Here is a 17,907-nt window from a genome sequence, read left to right as displayed (position 1 = left end):
GTCAGCCGAGCGCGTAGAGCTCGGTGCCGCGCCGCTCGAGCACGATGGTGCCGAGCACCGCGAGCGAGATGGGCGCGCCGGTGTAGCCGGGGCGCTCGACCGGGATGCGGCCGACCTCGGCGCCGGTGGTGGGATCGAGGGCGGCGATCGCGCCCGCGGTCGGCATGAGCAGCCGACCCGCCATCATGCCGGGTGAGCCGAGCGCGCCCGCGGCGGTCCAGATCGGGTCGAAGGTGCTGCCGTTCAACGCGATTACGCTGTTGCCGGTGAAAACCAGGTAGGCCGAACCGATTCGGGTGGTCGTCGTCTTGTCGCTGAGCGGCGCCGAAAGCTGGTGTACGACAATCGGATTGCCGGTCGCGTCGAAGACCGCCAGGCGCGGCGCCGCGGCTTCCACGCCGGCCGCGGCGGGGGCGCCGGGCAGGTAGAGCACGATTCGGTTGTCCGACACCGCGAGTACCCGCGCGTCGGGGGAGTCCGATCCGGCGCCGGTCAGCACGTGCGAGCCGAATTCCTCCGGCACCGTGTTGTCCTTGGGCGCGGGGTTCAGCATGGTCAGCCGGTCGGCGGCATCCTCGGGGCAGCGTTCCAGCACGCCGAGCCGGGACGGGCTGGAGCCCGAGGACAGCAGCGTGCAGCCCTTGCGCGGTTGGGTTTTCACGTTCACCGGCGCGTCGACGAACCCGTATTCGATGGTGCGCACCAGGTCCGAGCGCCACATCTCCAGCCGCTTCGGGCCCTGCGCCAGCACGTAGGTGCCGTCGACGGACAGCCGCACGGACGGATCCATGTAACTGCTGCGCGCGGTGCGCCGGGCACCGCTTTCGCCGGCCAGCAGAGTGGCCTGGCTGCAACCGCGTTCGTCGCGATAGACCGCGACCACGGTGCTGAACTGGCCTTCGATCCCGCAGAGCGGCATGTCGCGCCGGTAATGCCAGAGGTCCTGGCCGGTGCGCGGGTCGTGGCCGGTGACCGTGCCGTCGTCGCCGGTGACGGCGACGCCCGCGGAGGTCAGCGCCCTACTGCTCGCCGTGTCCGGCGCGTGCCACAGCTCGCGCAGCGTGGTGGGCAGCTGGTCGGCGGCGACGGGGGTCGGCACGGGCGAGCTGGCGGTCACCGACTCGGTGCCGTTCGCATCGCCGCGCACCCACACCACCACCGCCGCGATCACCACGAGTACGGCGATCGCGGCAGCGGAGATGACGTCGGCGCGCGTTCGCCGCTCGGGTGCGAGCACGGTTGCGAGAGTAGCGGATCCGGTCGGTCAGACCGAAGCCGTGGCGGGCTCTACCGCGCTACCACTGTCTTCGTTCGCGTTGTCACCGGCGGGCTTGCGCCGCCGGCGGCGGCGACGCGCGGGCTGGTCGCCCGAGTCGGCGTCGTCGTTTCCGTTGTCGGTCGCGGCGTCGGCGGTGGCGTCGCCACCGTTGTCCGTGCCGTTCTCGCCCTCGCCCTCGGGCTTGCGCCGACGGCGGCGGCGACGGGCCGGCTGATCGCCGTTCTCGTCGGCCGGTGCGTCCTCGGCCGGGTGCGTGCCGTTGCCGTTCGCCGAGTCCGCGACGCCATTGCTCGCGCCGTTGCCGTTGGTCTCGGACTCGTCGATCGGCTGACCGCGCACGGTGCGCTTGCGGTTGCGCTTTCGCGGGGCGCGCGCCGGGCGCTCCACCACGACCGCGTCCTCGTCGCGCTCCGGCTTGGCCGTGCGGACCGTGCCGGTGACGCCCTCGGGGATGCCGAGCTCGGCGAACAGGTGCGGCGAACGCGAGTAGGTCTCCACCGGCTCGGCCATGCCGAGGCCGAGCGCCTTGTCGATGCCGGCCCAGCGGCCCAGCTCGTCCCAGTCGATCAGGGTCACCGCGATGCCGGTGCGCCCGGCCCGGCCGGTGCGGCCGATCCGGTGGACGTAGGTCTTCTCGTCCTCGGGGCACTGGTAGTTGATCACGTGGGTGATGTCATCGATGTCGATGCCACGGGCCGCGACGTCGGTCGCGACCAGCACGTCGATGCCGCCTTTGCGGAACTTGTTGAGCGCCTTCTCGCGGGCGATCTGCCCGAGGTCACCGTGCACGGCGCCGACCGAGAAGCCGCGCTCGGCCAGATCGTCGGCGACCTTCTGCGCGGTGCGCTTGGTCCGGGTGAAGATCATCGTCGCGCCCCGGCCCTCGGCCTGCAGGATCTTGGCCACCAGCTCGCTCTTGTCCAGCGCGTGCGCCCGGTAGACGAACTGCGCGGTGCGCTCGTGGATGGCGGTCTCGTGCGCTTCCTCGGCCCGGATGTGCGTCGGGCGGCTCAGGAACGTGCGGGCCAGGGTGATGATCGGGCCCGGCATGGTCGCCGAGAACAGCATGGTCTGGCGCTTGTCCGGGACCATGGTCAGGATGCGCTCGATGTCCGGCAGGAAGCCGAGGTCGAGCATCTCGTCGGCCTCGTCCAGCACCAGCACGCCGACCTTGCCGAGGATCAGGTGGTTCTGGTTCGCCAGGTCCAGCAGCCGGCCCGGGGTGCCGACGACCACGTCGACGCCGGTGCGCAGCGCCGCGATCTGCGACTCGTAGGGGCGGCCGCCGTAGATCGAGGCGACCTTCAGCGGGCCCTGGTGATTGGTCAGGTACTTGCTCGCGTTCTCCAGGTCGGAGGTGACCTGGATGCACAGCTCGCGGGTGGGCACGATGACCAACGCGCGCGGGGTGCCGTCCAGCGGCGTGGTGCCGGTGTCGGCGGTGGCGATGCGATGCAGCAGCGGCACGCCGAAACCGAAGGTCTTACCCATACCGGTGCGGGCCTGTCCGATGAGATCTTCACCGGCGAGCGCCAACGGCAGGGTGAGTTCCTGAATAGCGAAAGTACGTTCGATGCCGATCTCGTCGAGCGCACGGACGATTTCGTCGCGAACGCCCAATTCGGCAAATGTGGGTGCGGTATGTGTGGCGTCCAGTTCGGCGGTCAACAGCGTCTCCGCTACCCCGGGTTCCTGTTCGACAGTGATCTTGCTCAGGTTCGTGCCTTCCTCGTAATCGCGTCCCGCGCGCACGAGGTGGGGCGGACCGGTCGGCCCGCGACGACCACGTCTCCGCCTGTGATACTCACCCGGCCACGCTCGAGATGTCTTCGGGTGCTGCGACTGGGCGGCTACCTCGGGAGACATCGGCGCGGCGCACTGGTGATGCGGAGCTGGTGCGCGCACATTTTCCTGAACGACGAAACCTCTGCCCGTTATGCCAATGCCGGTACCGCGGGGCGGTGCACGCACAGATCCGGCAACTCGAGCGAGTGAAACTTTTCGTTGTCCGGTGCGATTGTAGCGTGATATTGTGCGCGGCTCGAATTGCCGTCGGCGCATATTCGGAAATCGAACTCCGGTCTCGCGCCGCCGTTCATCGACGTACGCTGCGCGACATGGCAATTCATCCCGCGCGGCAAATCTGGACGACTCTCGAACCACTCCATGACGTGGTCTATTTCGGGGCCGGTGTCAAGGAGGCAGGAGTCGCGATCGGACTGCGCGGTTACTGGCAAACTTACTTCGCATTTCGGGCCGCGCCGCTCGGTGCGGTGACCCCCGCCACAGTGGAGGCGGTCTTCGCCGGATTTCATCCGGAAATGGTGCGCAAAGCGCTGCCTGGGGCCTGGTCGCGGGCCACGCCGGAGCAGTGTCTAGCGGTCCGGCTCGACCTATCCACGGCACTACTACGCGGCCTCGGGGCCGGTGAGGCGGAGTGTGCCCGCGCGGTCTCGTTGCTCGCGCCGGTGCTGGAGCAGGCCGATCCGACCGGCAGGCCGCTGTTCGCGGCGAACGCGGCGCTACCGCTGGCCGCGGACCCGGTGGGCGCGCTGTGGCAGCTGACCACCGCGTTGCGCGAACATCGCGGCGACGGGCACGTGGCGGCGCTGGTGACGCACGGCCTGACCGGGCGGCAGGCGATGGTCATGCAGGCGGCGGCGGGCAAGGCGACCGAATCGGTGTTGCGCGGGGCGCGCGGGGTGTCCGAGCGGGAATGGGCGGACGCGTTCGACGAATTGCGGGCCAGGGGAGTGGTCGAGGGGGAACCGGTCAATCCGGCACTGACCGGCAGCGGCGCCGAATTGCTCGGCCGGGTCGAGGCGAGCACGGACGACGCGGCCTGGAACGGCGCGCTGGCGGTGCTGTCCGCCGACTCGGTCACCGAGTTGCGCACCTCGCTCGCGCCGCTGGCCGACCGGGTGCACGCCGCCATCGTGCCGCGGGCGAATCCGCTCGCCATGGGCAAGCGGTAGCCGCGAAACCGGACTTGCCTGTTACCGCCGGTACCGATATGTGAGACATTTTCGGGGTGAATATCGCGGACACCGTCACGACCGCCGCCCGCAACGCGTGGGCGTTGACCTTCGGTTCGGGCGTCGAGGCACCTGATCCCACCCCGTCGACGGTGCTGTGGGACGAACCGCACCGGCAGTTGCGCCGGTTCGAGCAGCGCGCCGGTGCCGCCGTAACGGCCTCGGCCGCAACGGATTCCGCGGTGCTGCTGGTGCCGCCGCTGGCCGCGCCTGCCACCTGCTTCGATCTGCGCCCCGATCAGAGCCTGGCCGGGTTCCTGCTGGCGACCGGTCGTTCGCCGTACGTGATCGACTACGGCGAGATCACCTTCGGCGACCGGCGGATGGGCTTCGAGGACTGGATCGACGAGATCCTGCCCGAGGCGGTGCTGCGCACCTCCGCCGACCGCGACGGCAAGCTGGTCGACCTGGTCGGCTGGTCGCTCGGCGGCACGCTGGCGCTGCTCACCGCGGCCGCGCATCCCGAGCTGCCGATCCGCTCGATCACCGCGGTCGGCGCCCCGCTGGACTACGACAAGATGACCGGCATCCCGCAGCTGCGCTCGGTCGCCAGGCTCACCGGCGGGATCGGCACCTCGACCCTGATCCGCGCGGCCGGCGGCGTGCCCGCGCCGCTGACCCGGATCGCGTACAAGGTCACCTCCTGGGACCGCGAGCTGACCCGCCCGTGGTTCGTCGCGAGCAATATCGCGCGCACCGAGACGCTGGCCCGGATGGAAACCATCGACCGCTTCATGGCCGAGATGCCCGGCTATCCGGGTCGCTTCTACAACCAGCTGTGGGGCCGGTTGATCCTGAACAACGACATCGGCCGCGGCGTCGTGCGGCTGGGCACGCGGCGCATCGAGCTGGCTCAGGTGAGCGCGCCCGTGCTGCTGGTCGGCGGTCCGTCGGACGTGATCACCGCGGCCGCCGCCGTCGAGGCGGGCACCCGCACGCTCACCGGCGCCGCCTCGGTCCGCTACGAGACCGCCCCCGGCAGCCACCTCGGCATCCTCACCGGGCCCGAAGCCCGCGATACGACGTGGTCGTATCTGGACAAGTTCCTCGGGGAGAACGCCTGAATTCGGACAACTTTCGCTCCCCGGCGGCGCGACTGTTTTCGAGTACTAGGCTGGGGCCATGGGAGCACAGTCACCTGCCGCGCTGGGTGTTTCGTCGACCGATTCCGTCTCCGCCGATCATCCCGGCGTCATAGATCTGTTCGCGGTGCTCGCCTACGGTGAGATCTCCGCGTTCTACCGGCTGGCCGAGGAAGCCAAGCTGTCGCCGTCGCTGCGCGGCAAGGTTGCGGTGGCGAAGATGGCCTCCGCCGAGATGGGCCACTTCAACGCCCTCGAATCGGCGCTGGCCGAGCGCGGCGTGGACATCTTCGACGCGATGGCGCCGTTCGTGCGCGCCCTGGACGCCTACCACGCGTCCACCGACCCCTCGACCTGGCTCGAGTCGATGGTGAAGTTCTACGTCGGCGACGGCATCGCCGCGGACTTCTACAACGAGATCGCCGGCGCGCTGCCGCCCGAGGTCGCCGAGGTGGTCCGCGACGTGCTCGCCGAGACCAGCCACTCCGAGTTCGTCGTCGAGGAGGTGCGGCGCGCGGTCGCGACCAGCCGCTCCGAACGCGACCGGCTCACCCTGTGGGGCCGGCGCCTGCTCGGCGAGGCCATCACCCAGGCCCAGTACGTCATGGCGCAGCGCGACGAGCTGACCGAACTGGTGCTCGGCGCCGCGGGCGACCTCAACGGCATCGCCGCGCTGTTCGAGCGCATGCAGGCCAGCCACGCCGAGCGCATGGCGAAGCTCGGCATCTGAACTTCTATTCGTTGACGGCCGTCGGTCGGACCAGTCGCAGGCCGTGTGTCTGCGCCTGGGCCTGATCGGTGAGCCACACGATGATGCTCTGATCGCGATCGGCCTCGAGCGTCTCGAACGGAACCTGCACCAGGCCGTGCGCCGGATGATCGATGTGCAGCATCCCGGACACGCGCGCCCCGACGTGGTGCGGCTTCCAGCGGGCCGCGAAATCCGGGTGGCGGCGCAGCGCGTCGATCGTTTCCAGCAGTGAGTTGTCGCCCGGCCAGCGCAGCTTGGCGCGCGAGAGCGCGGCGGTGAACATGTCCGCCGCCTCGGACCAGTTCCGCAGCACCTGGCGCGCGGCCGGATCGTGGAAGGTGTACCAGGCCAAGTTCGGCTGGCCCTCGTTGTCCAGCAGGCCGAGCGGGGTGACGAAGTCCGCCCAGGCCGCGTTCCAGCCGAGCACATTGAGCCGGCGGCCGACCACGAACGCGGGGGTCGGCTGCAACGCGCGCAGGATCGACTGAATCGTATCGGCGATCTTCTCCTCCGCGGATTCGCTACCTGGGCAACGCGATTCGTTGCCGGAAGCGAGGGCGAGCAGGCTGAAGTGATGACGCTCATTGCCGCGCAGCAACAGTGCGTCGGCGAGTGCGTCGATCACCGCGACCGAGGGATTGGTATCGCGGCCCTGTTCGAGCCGAGCCAGATAGTCCGCACTCATTCCAGCCCGGACGGCCACTTCTTCACGGCGTAGCCCCGGCGTCCGGCGTCGCCTGCCCTCAGGCATCCCGACGTCGGCGGGCCGCAGTTCAGCGCGCCGTGCGATGAGGAATTCCGCGAATGCTTTACCTGCCATGAGTTCCATCGTGCCTCGTCGGTTAGGTCGTGTCTTCCGATGCCTGCTGTTGCGCTCCCCGTTGTTGTCGGTGGTTGATGGGATGCTGCTGGGTGTGGTGCGGCACACATCATTCCGGTTCTGCTTGGACCCCACGGTCGAGCAGCAGGTGGTGCTGTCACGTCATGCAGGGGCGGCAAGGTTCGCATTCAATCAGTGTCTGGGCGCAGTGCGGTCGGCGTTGACTGCCCGTAAAGCCGATCCGGCGGTGTCAGTGCCGTGGTCAGGGTTCGATCTGATCAATCATTTCAATCGGTGGAAGAAGACCGAGGACGCCGGACGAGTCTTCACCGTCGATAGGGCGGGTACGGTCGTCGTCGGAGTGACCGGGCTCGTCTGGCGGAGTCAGGTGTGCCAGCAGGTGTTCGAGGAAGCTGCAGTCGATTGCGGGCGTGCCTTGGCGGCATGGTCGGACTCACGTCGCGGCACCCGTAAGGGGCGTCGGGTCGGGTTTCCCCGGTTCAAAAAGAAAGCGACGACAGGCCGCTCGTTCCGATTGCGTAACAAGGGTTCTCAGGGCAGACGGGTCTCGATCCGGGTCGGTGACAACGGCTGTGCGCGTTCGGTGGCCTTGCCCGGCATCGGGCCGGTCAGAGTCCATGACGACACTCGCCGGTTACGGCGGATGCTGGGTTCGGGTCGGGCGAGGATCTTGTTCGCCACGATCAGTCAGCGGGCCGGGCGATGGTGGGTGTCATTGAATGTCGAAGCTGCCGAGCTACACCCCCGCATGTGTCACCCGACGCGCGAAGTCTCCGATCGCGGTGGCTGGGTTGGGGTCGATCGAGGATTGTCGTCCTTCTTGGTCGCCGCGACTGGCGGCGGTCGTGAGGTTGCCCGGATCGTTGATCCGCCGAAAGCGTTGGCAGCGGGGCTTGGCAAGCAGCGTCGTCTCGCGCGGGCGGTGTCGCGGAAGGTGAAGGGCTCCAGCAACAGACGTGCGGCGGTGGCCCGGTTGGGTCGTCATCATGCACGTGTCCGCAGTATTCGTCAGCATTTTCTGCATCAGATCTCCACCGAGTTGGTCAAAACCCACGACCGGCTCGTTCTGGAAGACCTGAACATCGCGGGGATGCTGCGCAACCGGTGTCTGGCGCGGGCGATCAGCGACGCGGGCTGGGCCGAATTCGCTCGCATGGTCACCTATAAGCAGGCGTGGCGCGGCGGGACAGTGGTTTTGGCTGACCGCTGGTATCCGTCGAGCCAGCTGTGTTCCCACTGCGGCACTCGCAACAGCACCCTGACTCTCATCGACCGGGTGTTCCGGTGTGAGTGTGGACACGAACTCGACCGCGATCGCAATGCCGCGGTCAACCTCGCCGCCTGGGGCGAACAGCATCATCTATCCCAGGTTCGGGAGCCCGAAGCACGAGCCCCGGTCACCAACGTCCGCCGACGGGAAGGCACTGACCTGCACGCCAGTGTGGGTCAACCAGCCCGGATGACGCGGAAACCAACGCCCACGCGCTGTACTAGCGTGAGCTGAGGACGTCGGAGAACGACGGTGACTGCCAATCTCCCAGATTGGGAGTCACGCTGTTAGCCTCGCCCTGTCAGGTCCAGGATAACGGCGGTCTGGTTAACGGACCGCGGTCCGGCAAAGGTAGTTGGTATGACAACTTCCTCCGAATCCACCACGACCGCCCAGTCGCTCAAGCCTGGCTCCTGGACCCTGGACGCCGCGCACTCGTCGGTGGCCTTCACCATTCGCCACCTCGGCATCTCCAAGGTGCGCGGCGGATTCACCAAGTTCGAGACCGAATTCGTGGTCGATGAGTCCGGCGCCGCCACCCTCGGCGCGACCATCCACCTCGAGTCGTTCGACACCGGCAACGCCGACCGCGACGCGCACATCCGCACCGCCGACTTCCTCGACGCCGCGAACCGCCCGACGCTGACCTTCCGCGCCACCGAGCCGGTGCAGATCGCGGAGAGCTTCGAGGTCGAGGGCGAGGCCACGCTCGGCGGCATCACCAAGCCGGTCACCCTGGACGTCGAGTGGGGTGGCGTGCAGGAGTTCGGCGCGACCGGCGACCGGCACGCCGGATTCTCCGCCACCGGCACGATCAAGCGCACCGACTTCGGCGTCGGCGGCCCGCTGCCCGGCATGCTGAGCGACAAGGTCAACATCGAGCTCGAGATCCAGCTGATCGAGCCGAAGTAAGACCACCGCAATCCGCAGCCCCGCACAACGGTGTGCGGGGCGCCGTCATGTCCGCCTGTTCGCTGAGGGCGCAGGCATGCGTCTGCCAGCACGGCGTTGCCCTGCACTAGCCTGGGATCGACAGCACAGGACTCTTACGTTCGGAGGTTGGCCGTGGAGGTCAAGATCGGTATTTCGGATAGCCCGCGCGAGCTTTTGATCAACAGCTCGCAGACCCCGGAAGAGGTCGAGGCGCTGGTGTCCGGTGCGCTGAACGGCAGCGGCGGCGTCGTGTCCCTGACCGACGACAAGGGTCGCAAGTTCCTGATCCAGGCCTCGAAGGTCGCCTACGTCGAGATCGGCACCGTGACCAGCGGCCGCGTCGGCTTCGCGACTGTGTGATTTCTCGGCCCGAGGGCCGACAGCAACGAGCCCCTGCAACCATCGGATGCAGGGGCTCGCTTCGTTCTTAAACTCAGTCGATCGGGTGCAGCGGCACTCGGGACAGACCACCCCAGGCGAGGGAGACGGTCGTGTCGATCGCCTCTTCCTTCGGGATCGGCCGGTCGGCCTCCAGCCAGTAGCGCGCGGTGAATTGGCTCGCGCCGACCAGCCCGACCGCGAGGATTCGCGCCCGGTACGGGTCCAGGCCGGAGTCGTGGGCCACTACGTCGAAGACCGCGTCCACACAGGCCTCGGTGGCCTGCTCGACCCGGCGCTGCACCTGCGGCTCGCTGGTCAGGTCGGATTCGAAGACGAGCCGGAAGCCCTGCATCTCGTTGTCCACGAAATCGAAGTAGGCCTGCACGGCCGCGCGCACGCGCTGGCGGTTGTCGGTGGTCGACCGCAGCGCCTGCCGCACGCTGGACACCAGCATGTCCACGTAGTTCTGCAGCACGGCCAGATACAGCTCCAGCTTGCTGGTGAAGTGCTGGTACAGCACCGGCTTGCTCACCCCGGCGCACTGCGAGATCTCGTCCATGCCGGCCGCGTGATAGCCGCGCTGCACGAAGACTTCGCTGGCCGCCGCGAGTAGTTGCAGACGACGCTCGTCGCGCGGCAGCCGGGTGCCGCGTTTGGCGGGCTCGGACGACGATCTACGGGACGCCATCCGGTCCACGAGGTCAGTCATTTCTGCTCTCCCAGTTGATTCCCCGGCAAGGGGTAAGCACCGGGTATCCCAAGAACGATACTCGGTTGTTGCCTGCCCGCAGACCGGCCCCGGGGAACTGGTGGAACGCGGTGAGAAATGTCGCACCCCGCGGCGGATGTGGCGTGCCCGACCGGGCCGCTCGCGCCCTGTGAGAACCTGGTGTTCGTGACTTTCCGCGCCGACCGACCCGGGGAGCGGCATGCCGATGCGCCGGTGACGTCCGGCGGCGGGCGGGATTCGCGCCGCCGTGCTGGCCCCGGCGCGCCCGGTTCCGTAGGGTCGGAACCCGTGGCAAGGTCAGGCCAGGAAGCAAAGCCGGATTCGACCGCGCCGCGACGTGATCGCAACGGCGTGGAGATCTACGATCCGCTCGGCCTCTACGGTCAAGGGGATCGTTCGCATCAACCATTGCGCGCCAGTTGGGATCCCACCGCCGCGACCGAGGGCCGAACCCGGGACCGTCCGGAGCGCAGCGTCAAAAAGCAAAGCGCCCTAGGACGATTCGTCTCCACCTACGGTTGGCGCGCCTATGCCCTGCCGGTGCTGTTCGCGGTCACCGTCTTGGTCGTGGTCGACGCGGTCCGCGGCTCCGACCCGGCGACCACGGTGGGCGGTGTGCCCGGTCTCGGGCATCTGAGCCCGCGCGCCGCCAACAACGGCATCATCGGCGGCCCGACCGGCGACGGCCACTTTCCCACCGACCTGCCCTCCGGCGCCCTCCCGCAGGGCGGCAGCTTCGCCGAAACCGGCACGGGCAGTTGGCATGTGGTGCCTGGTTCGACCGCGCAGGTGGGCACCGGCGCCGACTCGGTGTTCAAGTACACCGTGGAAGTCGAAGACGGCGTGGACACCTCGGCATTCGGCGGGGACGAGTCGGTGGCGAAGCTGATCGAGTCCACCCTGGCCAACCCGAAGAGCTGGACGCATGACCAGAAGTTCGCCTTCCGCCGAGTCGACCAGGGCGACACCGACTTCCGCGTCTCCCTCACCTCGCGCGAATCCAGCCGCAAGGCCTGCGGTTTCGAGATCCCGATCGACTCCTCCTGCTACAACGCCGATCTCGGCCGGGTGGTGCTCTCCGAGGTCCGCTGGGTGCGCGGCGCGATCGCGTTCGAGGGCGACATCGGTTCCTACCGGCAGTACCAGATCAATCACGAGGTCGGCCACGCCATCGGCTACCACCAGCACCAGCCGTGCGAGACCGACGGCGGCCTGGCCCCGGTGATGATGCAGCAGACCTTCGGCACCAAGAACAACGACATCGCCACGCTCGAGCCGGACGGCGTCGTCCCGATGGACGGCAAGCGCTGCCGCTTCAACCCCTGGCCGTACCCCCGCGGTTGACGCGACATCCGGTGCGCGACGATAGGTCGGGAAGAACGGTCCGGTCGCGGGTGTTGCACAACGAGATCGACCCATTCGATGCGAGGAGTCCTGGACGTGTCATCACCTAAGTCCCTGCCGCCGCTGGTCGAGCCTGCCGCGGAGCTGACCAAGGACGAGGTCGCCCGCTACAGCCGCCACCTGATCATTCCCGACCTGGGCGTGGACGGGCAGAAGCGGTTGAAAAACGCCAAGGTCCTGGTGATCGGCGCGGGCGGGCTCGGCTCCCCGGCGCTGCTCTACCTGGCCGCCGCGGGTGTCGGCACGCTCGGCATCGTCGAGTTCGACGAGGTGGACGCCTCCAACCTGCAGCGCCAGATCATCCACGGCGAGTCCGACATCGGCCGCCCGAAGGCGGACAGCGCGCGCGACTCCATCCTGGAGATCAACTCCGGCATCGACGTGCGGCTGCACAAGATCCGGCTGGAGCCGGAGAACGCCGTCGAGCTGTTCGCCGAGTACGACCTGATCGTCGACGGCACCGACAACTTCGCCACCCGCTACCTGGTCAACGACGCCGCGGTGCTGGCGCACAAGCCCTACGTGTGGGGCTCGATCTACCGCTTCGAGGGCCAGGTCTCGGTCTTCTGGGAGGACGCACCGGACGGGCGCGGCCTCAACTACCGCGACCTCTACCCGGAGGCCCCGCCGCCGGGCATGGTGCCCTCCTGCGCCGAGGGCGGCGTGCTGGGCGTGCTGTGCGCGTCCATCGGTTCGGTGATGGTGACCGAGGCGATCAAGCTGATCACCGGGATCGGTGAGCCGCTGCTCGGCCGCCTGATGGTCTACGACGCACTGGACATGAACTACCGCACGATCAAGCTGCGCCGCGACCCGGAGCGCCAGCCGATCACCGAGCTGATCGACTACGAGGCTTTCTGCGGGGTGGTGTCCGAGGAGGGCCAGGCCGCCGCGGCCGACTCGACGGTCACCGCGCGCGAGCTGAAGGATCTGCTGGACGCGGGCAAGGAGATCGAGCTGATCGACGTGCGCGAGCCGGTGGAGTGGGACATCGTGCACATCGAGGGCGCGAAACTCATTCCGAAGGACCGCATCCTGTCCGGCGAGGCGCTGTCCGAGCTGCCGCAGAACCGGCCGATCGTGTTGCACTGCAAGACCGGTGTGCGCTCGGCGGAGGCGCTGGCCGCGCTCAAGCGGGCCGGCTTCTCCGACGCCACGCACCTGCAGGGCGGAGTCATCGCCTGGGCGCGGCAGATCGACCCGTCGCTGCCGGTCTACTGATCCGCCGAAGCACGCTGTGACCCCGGCCAGAGCGGTCGGGGTTGCACATCGGCGCGGCGTCCTGTACAGCGTCCACCCCGGCGGTACGGTACGGCCGTGACTTCTGTGGAACCCCCCGAGCACGTGCGTGCCACGTTCGGTCTGCGCGAGGTTTCCCCGGTCACCACGGGCGACTGGGAAGGCGGCTGGCGGTTCGGCGACGTGGTGCTCAGCCCGGTCGCCGATCACGCGCGCGCGGCATGGTCGGCCAAAGTGCGCGAGACGCTGAAGGTGGACGGGTTACGCCTGGCCCGCCCGGTGCGCGCGACCGACGGCCGCTACGTGGTCTCCGGCTGGCGCGCCGACACCTATCTGGAAGGCATCCCGGAACCCCGCCACGACGAGGTGGTCTCGGTGTCCCTGCGCCTGCATCAGGCGACCACCCACCTCGAGCGGCCCCGGTTCCTGGTGCAGCCGCCGGTGGCCCCGTGGGTCGACGTGGACGTGTTCGTCGCCGCCGACCGGGCCGCCTGGGAGGCGGTGCCGCTGCGCAGCCTGCGCGCGGGCGGCACGCTGCCCTCGGCGGATTCGCCGGACGGGCAGCGCAGCATGGAACTCATCGGCCAGCTGGCCACCCTGCGCAAGCCGGTCAAGACGCCGGCGCAACTCGTGCACGGCGACCTGTTCGGCACGGTGCTGTTCGCCGGAACGTTCACCCCCGGGCTCACCGACATCACGCCGTACTGGCGGCCCGCGCCGTGGGCGGCCGGGGTGATCGTGGTGGACGCGCTCGCCTGGGGCGGCGCCGACGACGGGCTGCTGGAGCGGTGGCGGGATCTGCCGGAGTGGCCGCAGATGTTGTTGCGCGCGGTCATGTTCCGGCTCGCCGTGCACGCCCTGCATCCGCGGTCGACGCCGGAGGCGTTCCCCGGTCTGGCGCGCACGGCGGACATGGTCCGCTTGATGCTCTAGCACGCAAAAGTCGGCCGCCGAAAGTCCTGTGCAGCAGAGACTTTCGACGACCGACGAGTGTGATGCGTTGTGCCGGTTACACCTTGGCGTAGGCCAGCGACGGCACCCGCTCCACGGCGAACGAGGACCGCAGGTAGAACCACCAGGTGACCGCGCCCATCAGCAGGAACGCCACCGCGTAACCCCAAAAGGCCGGCGCCATCGTGTGATAGTGCGTGTTGGACAGCCGCAGCGCCTGTTGCAACAGCCAGCCGCCGGAGGCGCCCACCGCGCCGATCACGCCGATCGCCGCGCCCGCCTGCCGCCGGGCCGAGGCGGTCGACTCGCTGAGGTCAAGGCCGTGCTCGGCGGCGTACTTCTTGGAGATCGCGCTGAAGATGGTCGGGATCATCCGGTAGGTCGAGCCGTTGCCGATGCCGGTCATCACGAACAGCACCAGGAACGAGATCAGGTACAGCGGAAAGCTTTTCAGCTCCAGCGAGGCCATGATCAGGCCGACCGAGACGGCCATGCCGCCGAACACGAACAGGGTGATCTTCGCGCCGCCGATCTTGTCCGACACCCAGCCGCCGAACGGACGGCTGAACGAGCCGACGAACGCGCCGAGGAAGGCGAGGTTGCCGATGGTGCTGATCCAGCCGATGCTGGCCAGGCTCGGGAAGTTGGCCTTGATCAAGGTCGGGAAGGCGAAGGAGAACCCGATGAACGAGCCGAACGTGCCGACGTAGAGCAGCGCCATCACCCAGGTGTGCTGGTTGGTCAGCGCCAGTTTGTAGGACTTCCCGTCGGACTTCGCCGTCGCGATGCTGTCCATGTAGCGCAGCGCCCCGAACACCGCCAGCAGGATGAACGGCACCCACACCAGGACCGACAGCGTGATGCCGAACCGGTAGCCCGCCGCGTCCTTGGCCATGATGTGCGTGCCGAGGGTGATCAGCAGCGGCAGCACCAACTGGGTCTGTGCCACACCGAGATTGCCGCCGGCCGCGTTGATGCCGAGCGCCGCACCCTTCTTGCCCTCGGGGAAGAAGAAGTTGATGTTCGACATCGACGAGGAGAAGTTGCCGCCGCCGACCCCTGCCAGCGCGGCCAGGATCATGAACACCCACATGGGCGTGCCTGGCTGGTTGATGAAGTACACCAGCCCGAGCGTCGGGATGAGCAGCATCGCCGCGCTGAACGCGGTGAACGCCCGCCCGCCGAACTTCGGGATGGCGAAGGTGTACGGAATGCGCAGGGCCGCACCGACCAGGGTCGGGGTGGACGACAACAGCAGCGCGTTGCTCACCGCCGTCGGGTCGCCCTTGCCGAGCCCGGCCAGGAAGCCGAAGCCCGCCGCGCCCATGCTGGTGACCACGGTGCCCCAGATGACCCAGATGCTGAAGCCGAGATTCTCGGCGAACACCGAGAAGATCAGGTTCTTGCGGGCGGTCTGCGCGCCGCCGGACTCCCAGAATTTCAGGTTGTCCGGCTCCCACTGCTCCAGCCAGCGTCCGCGGGTCTGGTGCTGGAAGGCCGGGGTGGTGTCCGATGGAGCGTCAGTCGCGGTGTCCGACTCGGTGCCGGTTGCGGCTGCGATGGCAGTCATCGGCGTCCTCTCGTTCGCACTCGACCGGCCCTCATCGCGGCACTGGCGCCGCCGGCGGAGTCGAGTTGCCTAGCTACGGTCGTTTCACAACGTAGGGGCCGGTTGTTGCGGCACCGTGGCTTCGCGTGACGTTCGAGGCAATTCCGACTCACATACGCGACGGACGCCGAGTGAGAGTCGCTCACTCGGCGTCCGGGCGGTGGCAGGGCGCGGTTCAGCGCACGTCTGGATATTCGGCGATCAGCGTGTTGAGGAAGCAGCGGGCCGCCTCGGCCGCGCGCTGGGGATCGCCGTCGATCACGGCGTGCACCAGCTCGGCGTGCTCCTCGGGGAAGGAATCGTCGGATTTCAACGTCCTGGCCCGGATCACCTGTTCGATGATCGGCAGCAGCGAGTCGTAGAACTCGAGATAGACGGCGTTGTGGCTGGCCACCACGATGGCGCGGTGCAACTCGACGTCGGACTCGATCGCGGTCGGGTTGTCGTCGTTGTAGGCCTTGTCCCGCTCGCTGAGCAGCTGGAGTAGGTTCGCGATATCGCCGTCGTCGCGGCGGCGCGCGGCGAGCGCGGCCGCCGTGGTGTCGAGCGCGAGGCGTAGTTCGAGGACATCACGTTCTTCGGCGTCGGCGAAGTACTTGCCGAGTGTGCCGCCGAGGTCGGAGGAGGCGATCACATAGGTTCCCGAACCTTGGCGTCGCTCCAGCATCCCCGCGTGCACGAGTGCCTGGACGGCCTCCCGCACGGTGTTTCGACCCGTTCCGGTGAGCTCGGTCAGCTCCGGTTCGGTAGGGATACGGGAGCCGATGGGCCAACGGCTGGAACGGATTTCGGCACGCAGCTGCTCGGTGACCTGGGCGATGAGGCTGGTGCGCCGGACTGGTTGCACTTGCATAGAGTACCGCTCATCACAAATCATTGCCTCCTATCATCCGGTCATCCTATGATTTCGCAGTGACTGCAACCCTCCAGAAAACCTCGACCGAGCAGGAATCACCGCAGGTCGAGCGGCGTCGGCGCGCGCTGACGGAGGGCCGTCTGCTTGTTCTCGCCGCCATCGTTATGTCCGCGCTCACCCTCCGCGTCGCGGTCACCGCGTTCAGCCCACTGGCCGAACGGATCGGCAACGACGTGGGCTACGGCACCGCGGTCGTCGGCGTCTTCGGCATGATCCCGACCGCGATGTTCGCGGTGTCCGGTCTGCTCACCCCGGTGCTCGTGCGCCGCCTCGGACTCGAGCGCACCGCCCTGGTCGCCATGCTGATGGCCGGCCTCGGCCAGCTGGTCCGGGTGTTGCTGTCCGGCACCGGCGAACTCCTCGTCTTCTCCGCCCTGGCCCTCGCGGGCATGGGCATCGGCAACGTGGTGATCCCGCCGCTGGTGAAGCGCTACTTCGCCGATCGGCTCGCGGTGGTCAGCTCGCTCTACATCATGATGGTGCAGCTCGGCACCGTGGTGCCCGCGTTCATCGCGGTCCCGATCGCGGACGCGCACGGCTGGCGGATCTCCCTCGGCCTGTGGTCGGTGCTCGGCTTCGCCGCCGTGCTGCCGTGGCTCGGCGTGCTGCGCGACCGCCGCGGTCGCGACGTCAACGACACCACCGCGCTGCCCACCGACGCGCCGCGCGCGGGCCGGGTCTGGCGTTCGCCGGTCGCCTGGGGCATGGCGGGCATGTTCGGCATGACCTCCTTGATCACCTACGCGATGTTCACCTGGCTGCCCAAGATCCTCAGCGACGCCGGAGCAAGCGCCGGCTTCGGCGGGTCGATGCTCGGTCTGTTCGCGGTGGTCGGCCTGGCCGCGGCGCTCAGCGCGCCGACGGTCGTCACGCGGTTCCGCAATCCGTTCCCCGTGGTGGTCGGCTGCGCGGCCTTCTTCATCGCCGCCTTCGTCGGCCTGCTGGTCGCCCCGATGAGCGCGCCCATCCTCTGGGTGGTGCTGCTCGGCCTCGGCCCGAGCACCTTCCCGATGGCGCTGACCCTGATCAACCTGCGCACCAACACCCCCGGTGGCTCCGCCGCGCTGTCCGGCTTCACCCAGGGCGTCGGCTACGCGGTCGCCTGCGTCGGCCCGCTGCTGTTCGGCGTCCTGCACTCGGCCACCGACGGCTGGCTCGCACCGTTCATCCTGCTCGGTGTCGCCGTCCTGGTGTTGCTCGCCGGTGCCTGGCAGGCGTGCAAGCCGCGCATGCTCGAGGACACCTGGTGAACTGAGCGCCGGCCCGGTATCGACGGTGAGGTTGTCCGAATCGGATGACCTCACCGTTCGGGTTGCGGGGCGGCACGGTGGCGCTCATGCTGTTCGCGTCACACCTCACCGGCTGTTTTTTGCGAGGTCGGCATTTGGTGACGCGCGGAAACCGTTGCGTCACATCCGCGCAACATAGCGCCGTGCTCACGTAGGCCTTCGCCGATCCGTGAGCAACCGTTGATGCTCCGGTCATC

General features: G+C 68.4%; 16 protein-coding genes. 10 read left to right on the top strand and 6 right to left on the bottom strand.

Annotation, left to right across the window (positions count from 1 at the left end):
- Position 1: 1 nt before the first annotated feature.
- The gene (locus AB0M22_RS06445; RefSeq protein ID WP_364721904.1) at positions 2-1,237 is read right to left on the bottom strand and encodes a PQQ-binding-like beta-propeller repeat protein; all 1,236 of its coding nucleotides are present in this window, start codon (positions 1,235-1,237) and stop codon (positions 2-4) included.
- A gap of 27 nt (positions 1,238-1,264) precedes the next feature.
- Positions 1,265-3,031: a DEAD/DEAH box helicase gene (locus tag AB0M22_RS06440; RefSeq protein ID WP_364721902.1), complete on the bottom strand. Its 1,767-nt coding sequence runs from the start codon at positions 3,029-3,031 to the stop codon at positions 1,265-1,267.
- A 365-nt stretch (positions 3,032-3,396) separates the two neighbouring features.
- Between AB0M22_RS06440 and AB0M22_RS06435 the strand changes: the two genes are divergently transcribed.
- The 3 genes from AB0M22_RS06435 to AB0M22_RS06425 are packed head-to-tail and all read left to right on the top strand — an operon-like array spanning position 3,397 to position 6,126.
- Positions 3,397-4,254, top strand: coding sequence for a hypothetical protein (locus AB0M22_RS06435; protein ID WP_364721900.1), 858 nt, complete (start codon positions 3,397-3,399; stop codon positions 4,252-4,254).
- 56 nt (positions 4,255-4,310) lie between these two features.
- On the top strand, positions 4,311-5,378 hold the full coding sequence (locus AB0M22_RS06430) for an alpha/beta fold hydrolase (protein WP_364721898.1): 1,068 nt from the start codon (positions 4,311-4,313) through the stop codon (positions 5,376-5,378).
- Between the two features lie 58 nt (positions 5,379-5,436).
- Complete coding sequence (locus tag AB0M22_RS06425; RefSeq protein WP_150402484.1) at positions 5,437-6,126, top strand: ferritin-like fold-containing protein; 690 nt, start codon at positions 5,437-5,439, stop codon at positions 6,124-6,126.
- Between the two features lie 4 nt (positions 6,127-6,130).
- On the opposite strand, the gene AB0M22_RS06420 is transcribed toward AB0M22_RS06425, so the two are convergent.
- On the bottom strand, positions 6,131-6,967 hold the full coding sequence (locus AB0M22_RS06420; RefSeq protein WP_364721896.1) for a helix-turn-helix transcriptional regulator: 837 nt from the start codon (positions 6,965-6,967) through the stop codon (positions 6,131-6,133).
- Here AB0M22_RS06420 and AB0M22_RS06415 point away from each other — a divergent pair.
- The 3 genes from AB0M22_RS06415 to AB0M22_RS06405 all read left to right on the top strand — a co-directional run bounded on the left by AB0M22_RS06415 (position 6,966) and on the right by AB0M22_RS06405 (position 9,551).
- Entirely contained in the window at positions 6,966-8,492 is a 1,527-nt protein-coding gene (locus tag AB0M22_RS06415; RefSeq protein WP_364721894.1) for an RNA-guided endonuclease TnpB family protein, read from the top strand. The genes AB0M22_RS06420 and AB0M22_RS06415 overlap by 2 nt on opposite strands.
- Positions 8,493-8,618: 126 nt before the next feature.
- Positions 8,619-9,170 (top strand): YceI family protein, encoded by a 552-nt coding sequence (locus AB0M22_RS06410; protein WP_364721892.1) that lies wholly within the window; start codon positions 8,619-8,621, stop codon positions 9,168-9,170.
- A gap of 153 nt (positions 9,171-9,323) precedes the next feature.
- Positions 9,324-9,551: a DUF3107 domain-containing protein gene (locus AB0M22_RS06405; RefSeq protein WP_040738278.1), complete on the top strand. Its 228-nt coding sequence runs from the start codon at positions 9,324-9,326 to the stop codon at positions 9,549-9,551.
- Positions 9,552-9,624: 73 nt separating this feature from the next.
- Here AB0M22_RS06405 and AB0M22_RS06400 read toward each other — a convergent pair whose 3' ends face one another.
- On the bottom strand, positions 9,625-10,281 hold the full coding sequence (locus tag AB0M22_RS06400) for a TetR/AcrR family transcriptional regulator (protein ID WP_150402487.1): 657 nt from the start codon (positions 10,279-10,281) through the stop codon (positions 9,625-9,627).
- A 372-nt stretch (positions 10,282-10,653) separates the two neighbouring features.
- Between AB0M22_RS06400 and AB0M22_RS06395 the strand changes: the two genes are divergently transcribed.
- From AB0M22_RS06395 to AB0M22_RS06385, 3 genes are all read left to right on the top strand, one after another.
- Positions 10,654-11,646 (top strand): DUF3152 domain-containing protein, encoded by a 993-nt coding sequence (locus tag AB0M22_RS06395; RefSeq protein WP_364723958.1) that lies wholly within the window; start codon positions 10,654-10,656, stop codon positions 11,644-11,646.
- A gap of 114 nt (positions 11,647-11,760) precedes the next feature.
- Entirely contained in the window at positions 11,761-12,927 is a 1,167-nt protein-coding gene (gene moeZ / locus AB0M22_RS06390; RefSeq protein ID WP_364723955.1) for an adenylyltransferase/sulfurtransferase MoeZ, read from the top strand.
- 96 nt (positions 12,928-13,023) lie between these two features.
- Positions 13,024-13,878 (top strand): TIGR02569 family protein, encoded by an 855-nt coding sequence (locus AB0M22_RS06385; RefSeq protein ID WP_364721889.1) that lies wholly within the window; start codon positions 13,024-13,026, stop codon positions 13,876-13,878.
- A gap of 76 nt (positions 13,879-13,954) precedes the next feature.
- On the opposite strand, the gene AB0M22_RS06380 is transcribed toward AB0M22_RS06385, so the two are convergent.
- Together AB0M22_RS06380 and AB0M22_RS06375 are read right to left on the bottom strand one after the other, a co-directional pair.
- A complete protein-coding gene (locus tag AB0M22_RS06380; RefSeq protein ID WP_364721887.1) occupies positions 13,955-15,466 on the bottom strand; it encodes an MFS transporter in 1,512 nt (503 codons plus the stop codon).
- A 214-nt stretch (positions 15,467-15,680) separates the two neighbouring features.
- Positions 15,681-16,352, bottom strand: coding sequence for an FCD domain-containing protein (locus AB0M22_RS06375; RefSeq protein WP_150402492.1), 672 nt, complete (start codon positions 16,350-16,352; stop codon positions 15,681-15,683).
- Between the two features lie 65 nt (positions 16,353-16,417).
- Here AB0M22_RS06375 and AB0M22_RS06370 point away from each other — a divergent pair, with 65 nt between their 5' ends.
- Positions 16,418-17,671, top strand: coding sequence for an MFS transporter (locus AB0M22_RS06370; protein WP_364721884.1), 1,254 nt, complete (start codon positions 16,418-16,420; stop codon positions 17,669-17,671).
- The last annotated feature ends 236 nt before the right edge of the window (positions 17,672-17,907 follow it).

The sequence above is a fragment of the Nocardia sp. NPDC051756 genome (assembly GCF_040681495.1).
Lineage (GTDB): Bacteria > Actinomycetota > Actinomycetes > Mycobacteriales > Mycobacteriaceae > Nocardia.
Note: the sequence above shows the minus strand (reverse complement) of the source record. Positions and strands in the feature narration are given on the sequence as shown.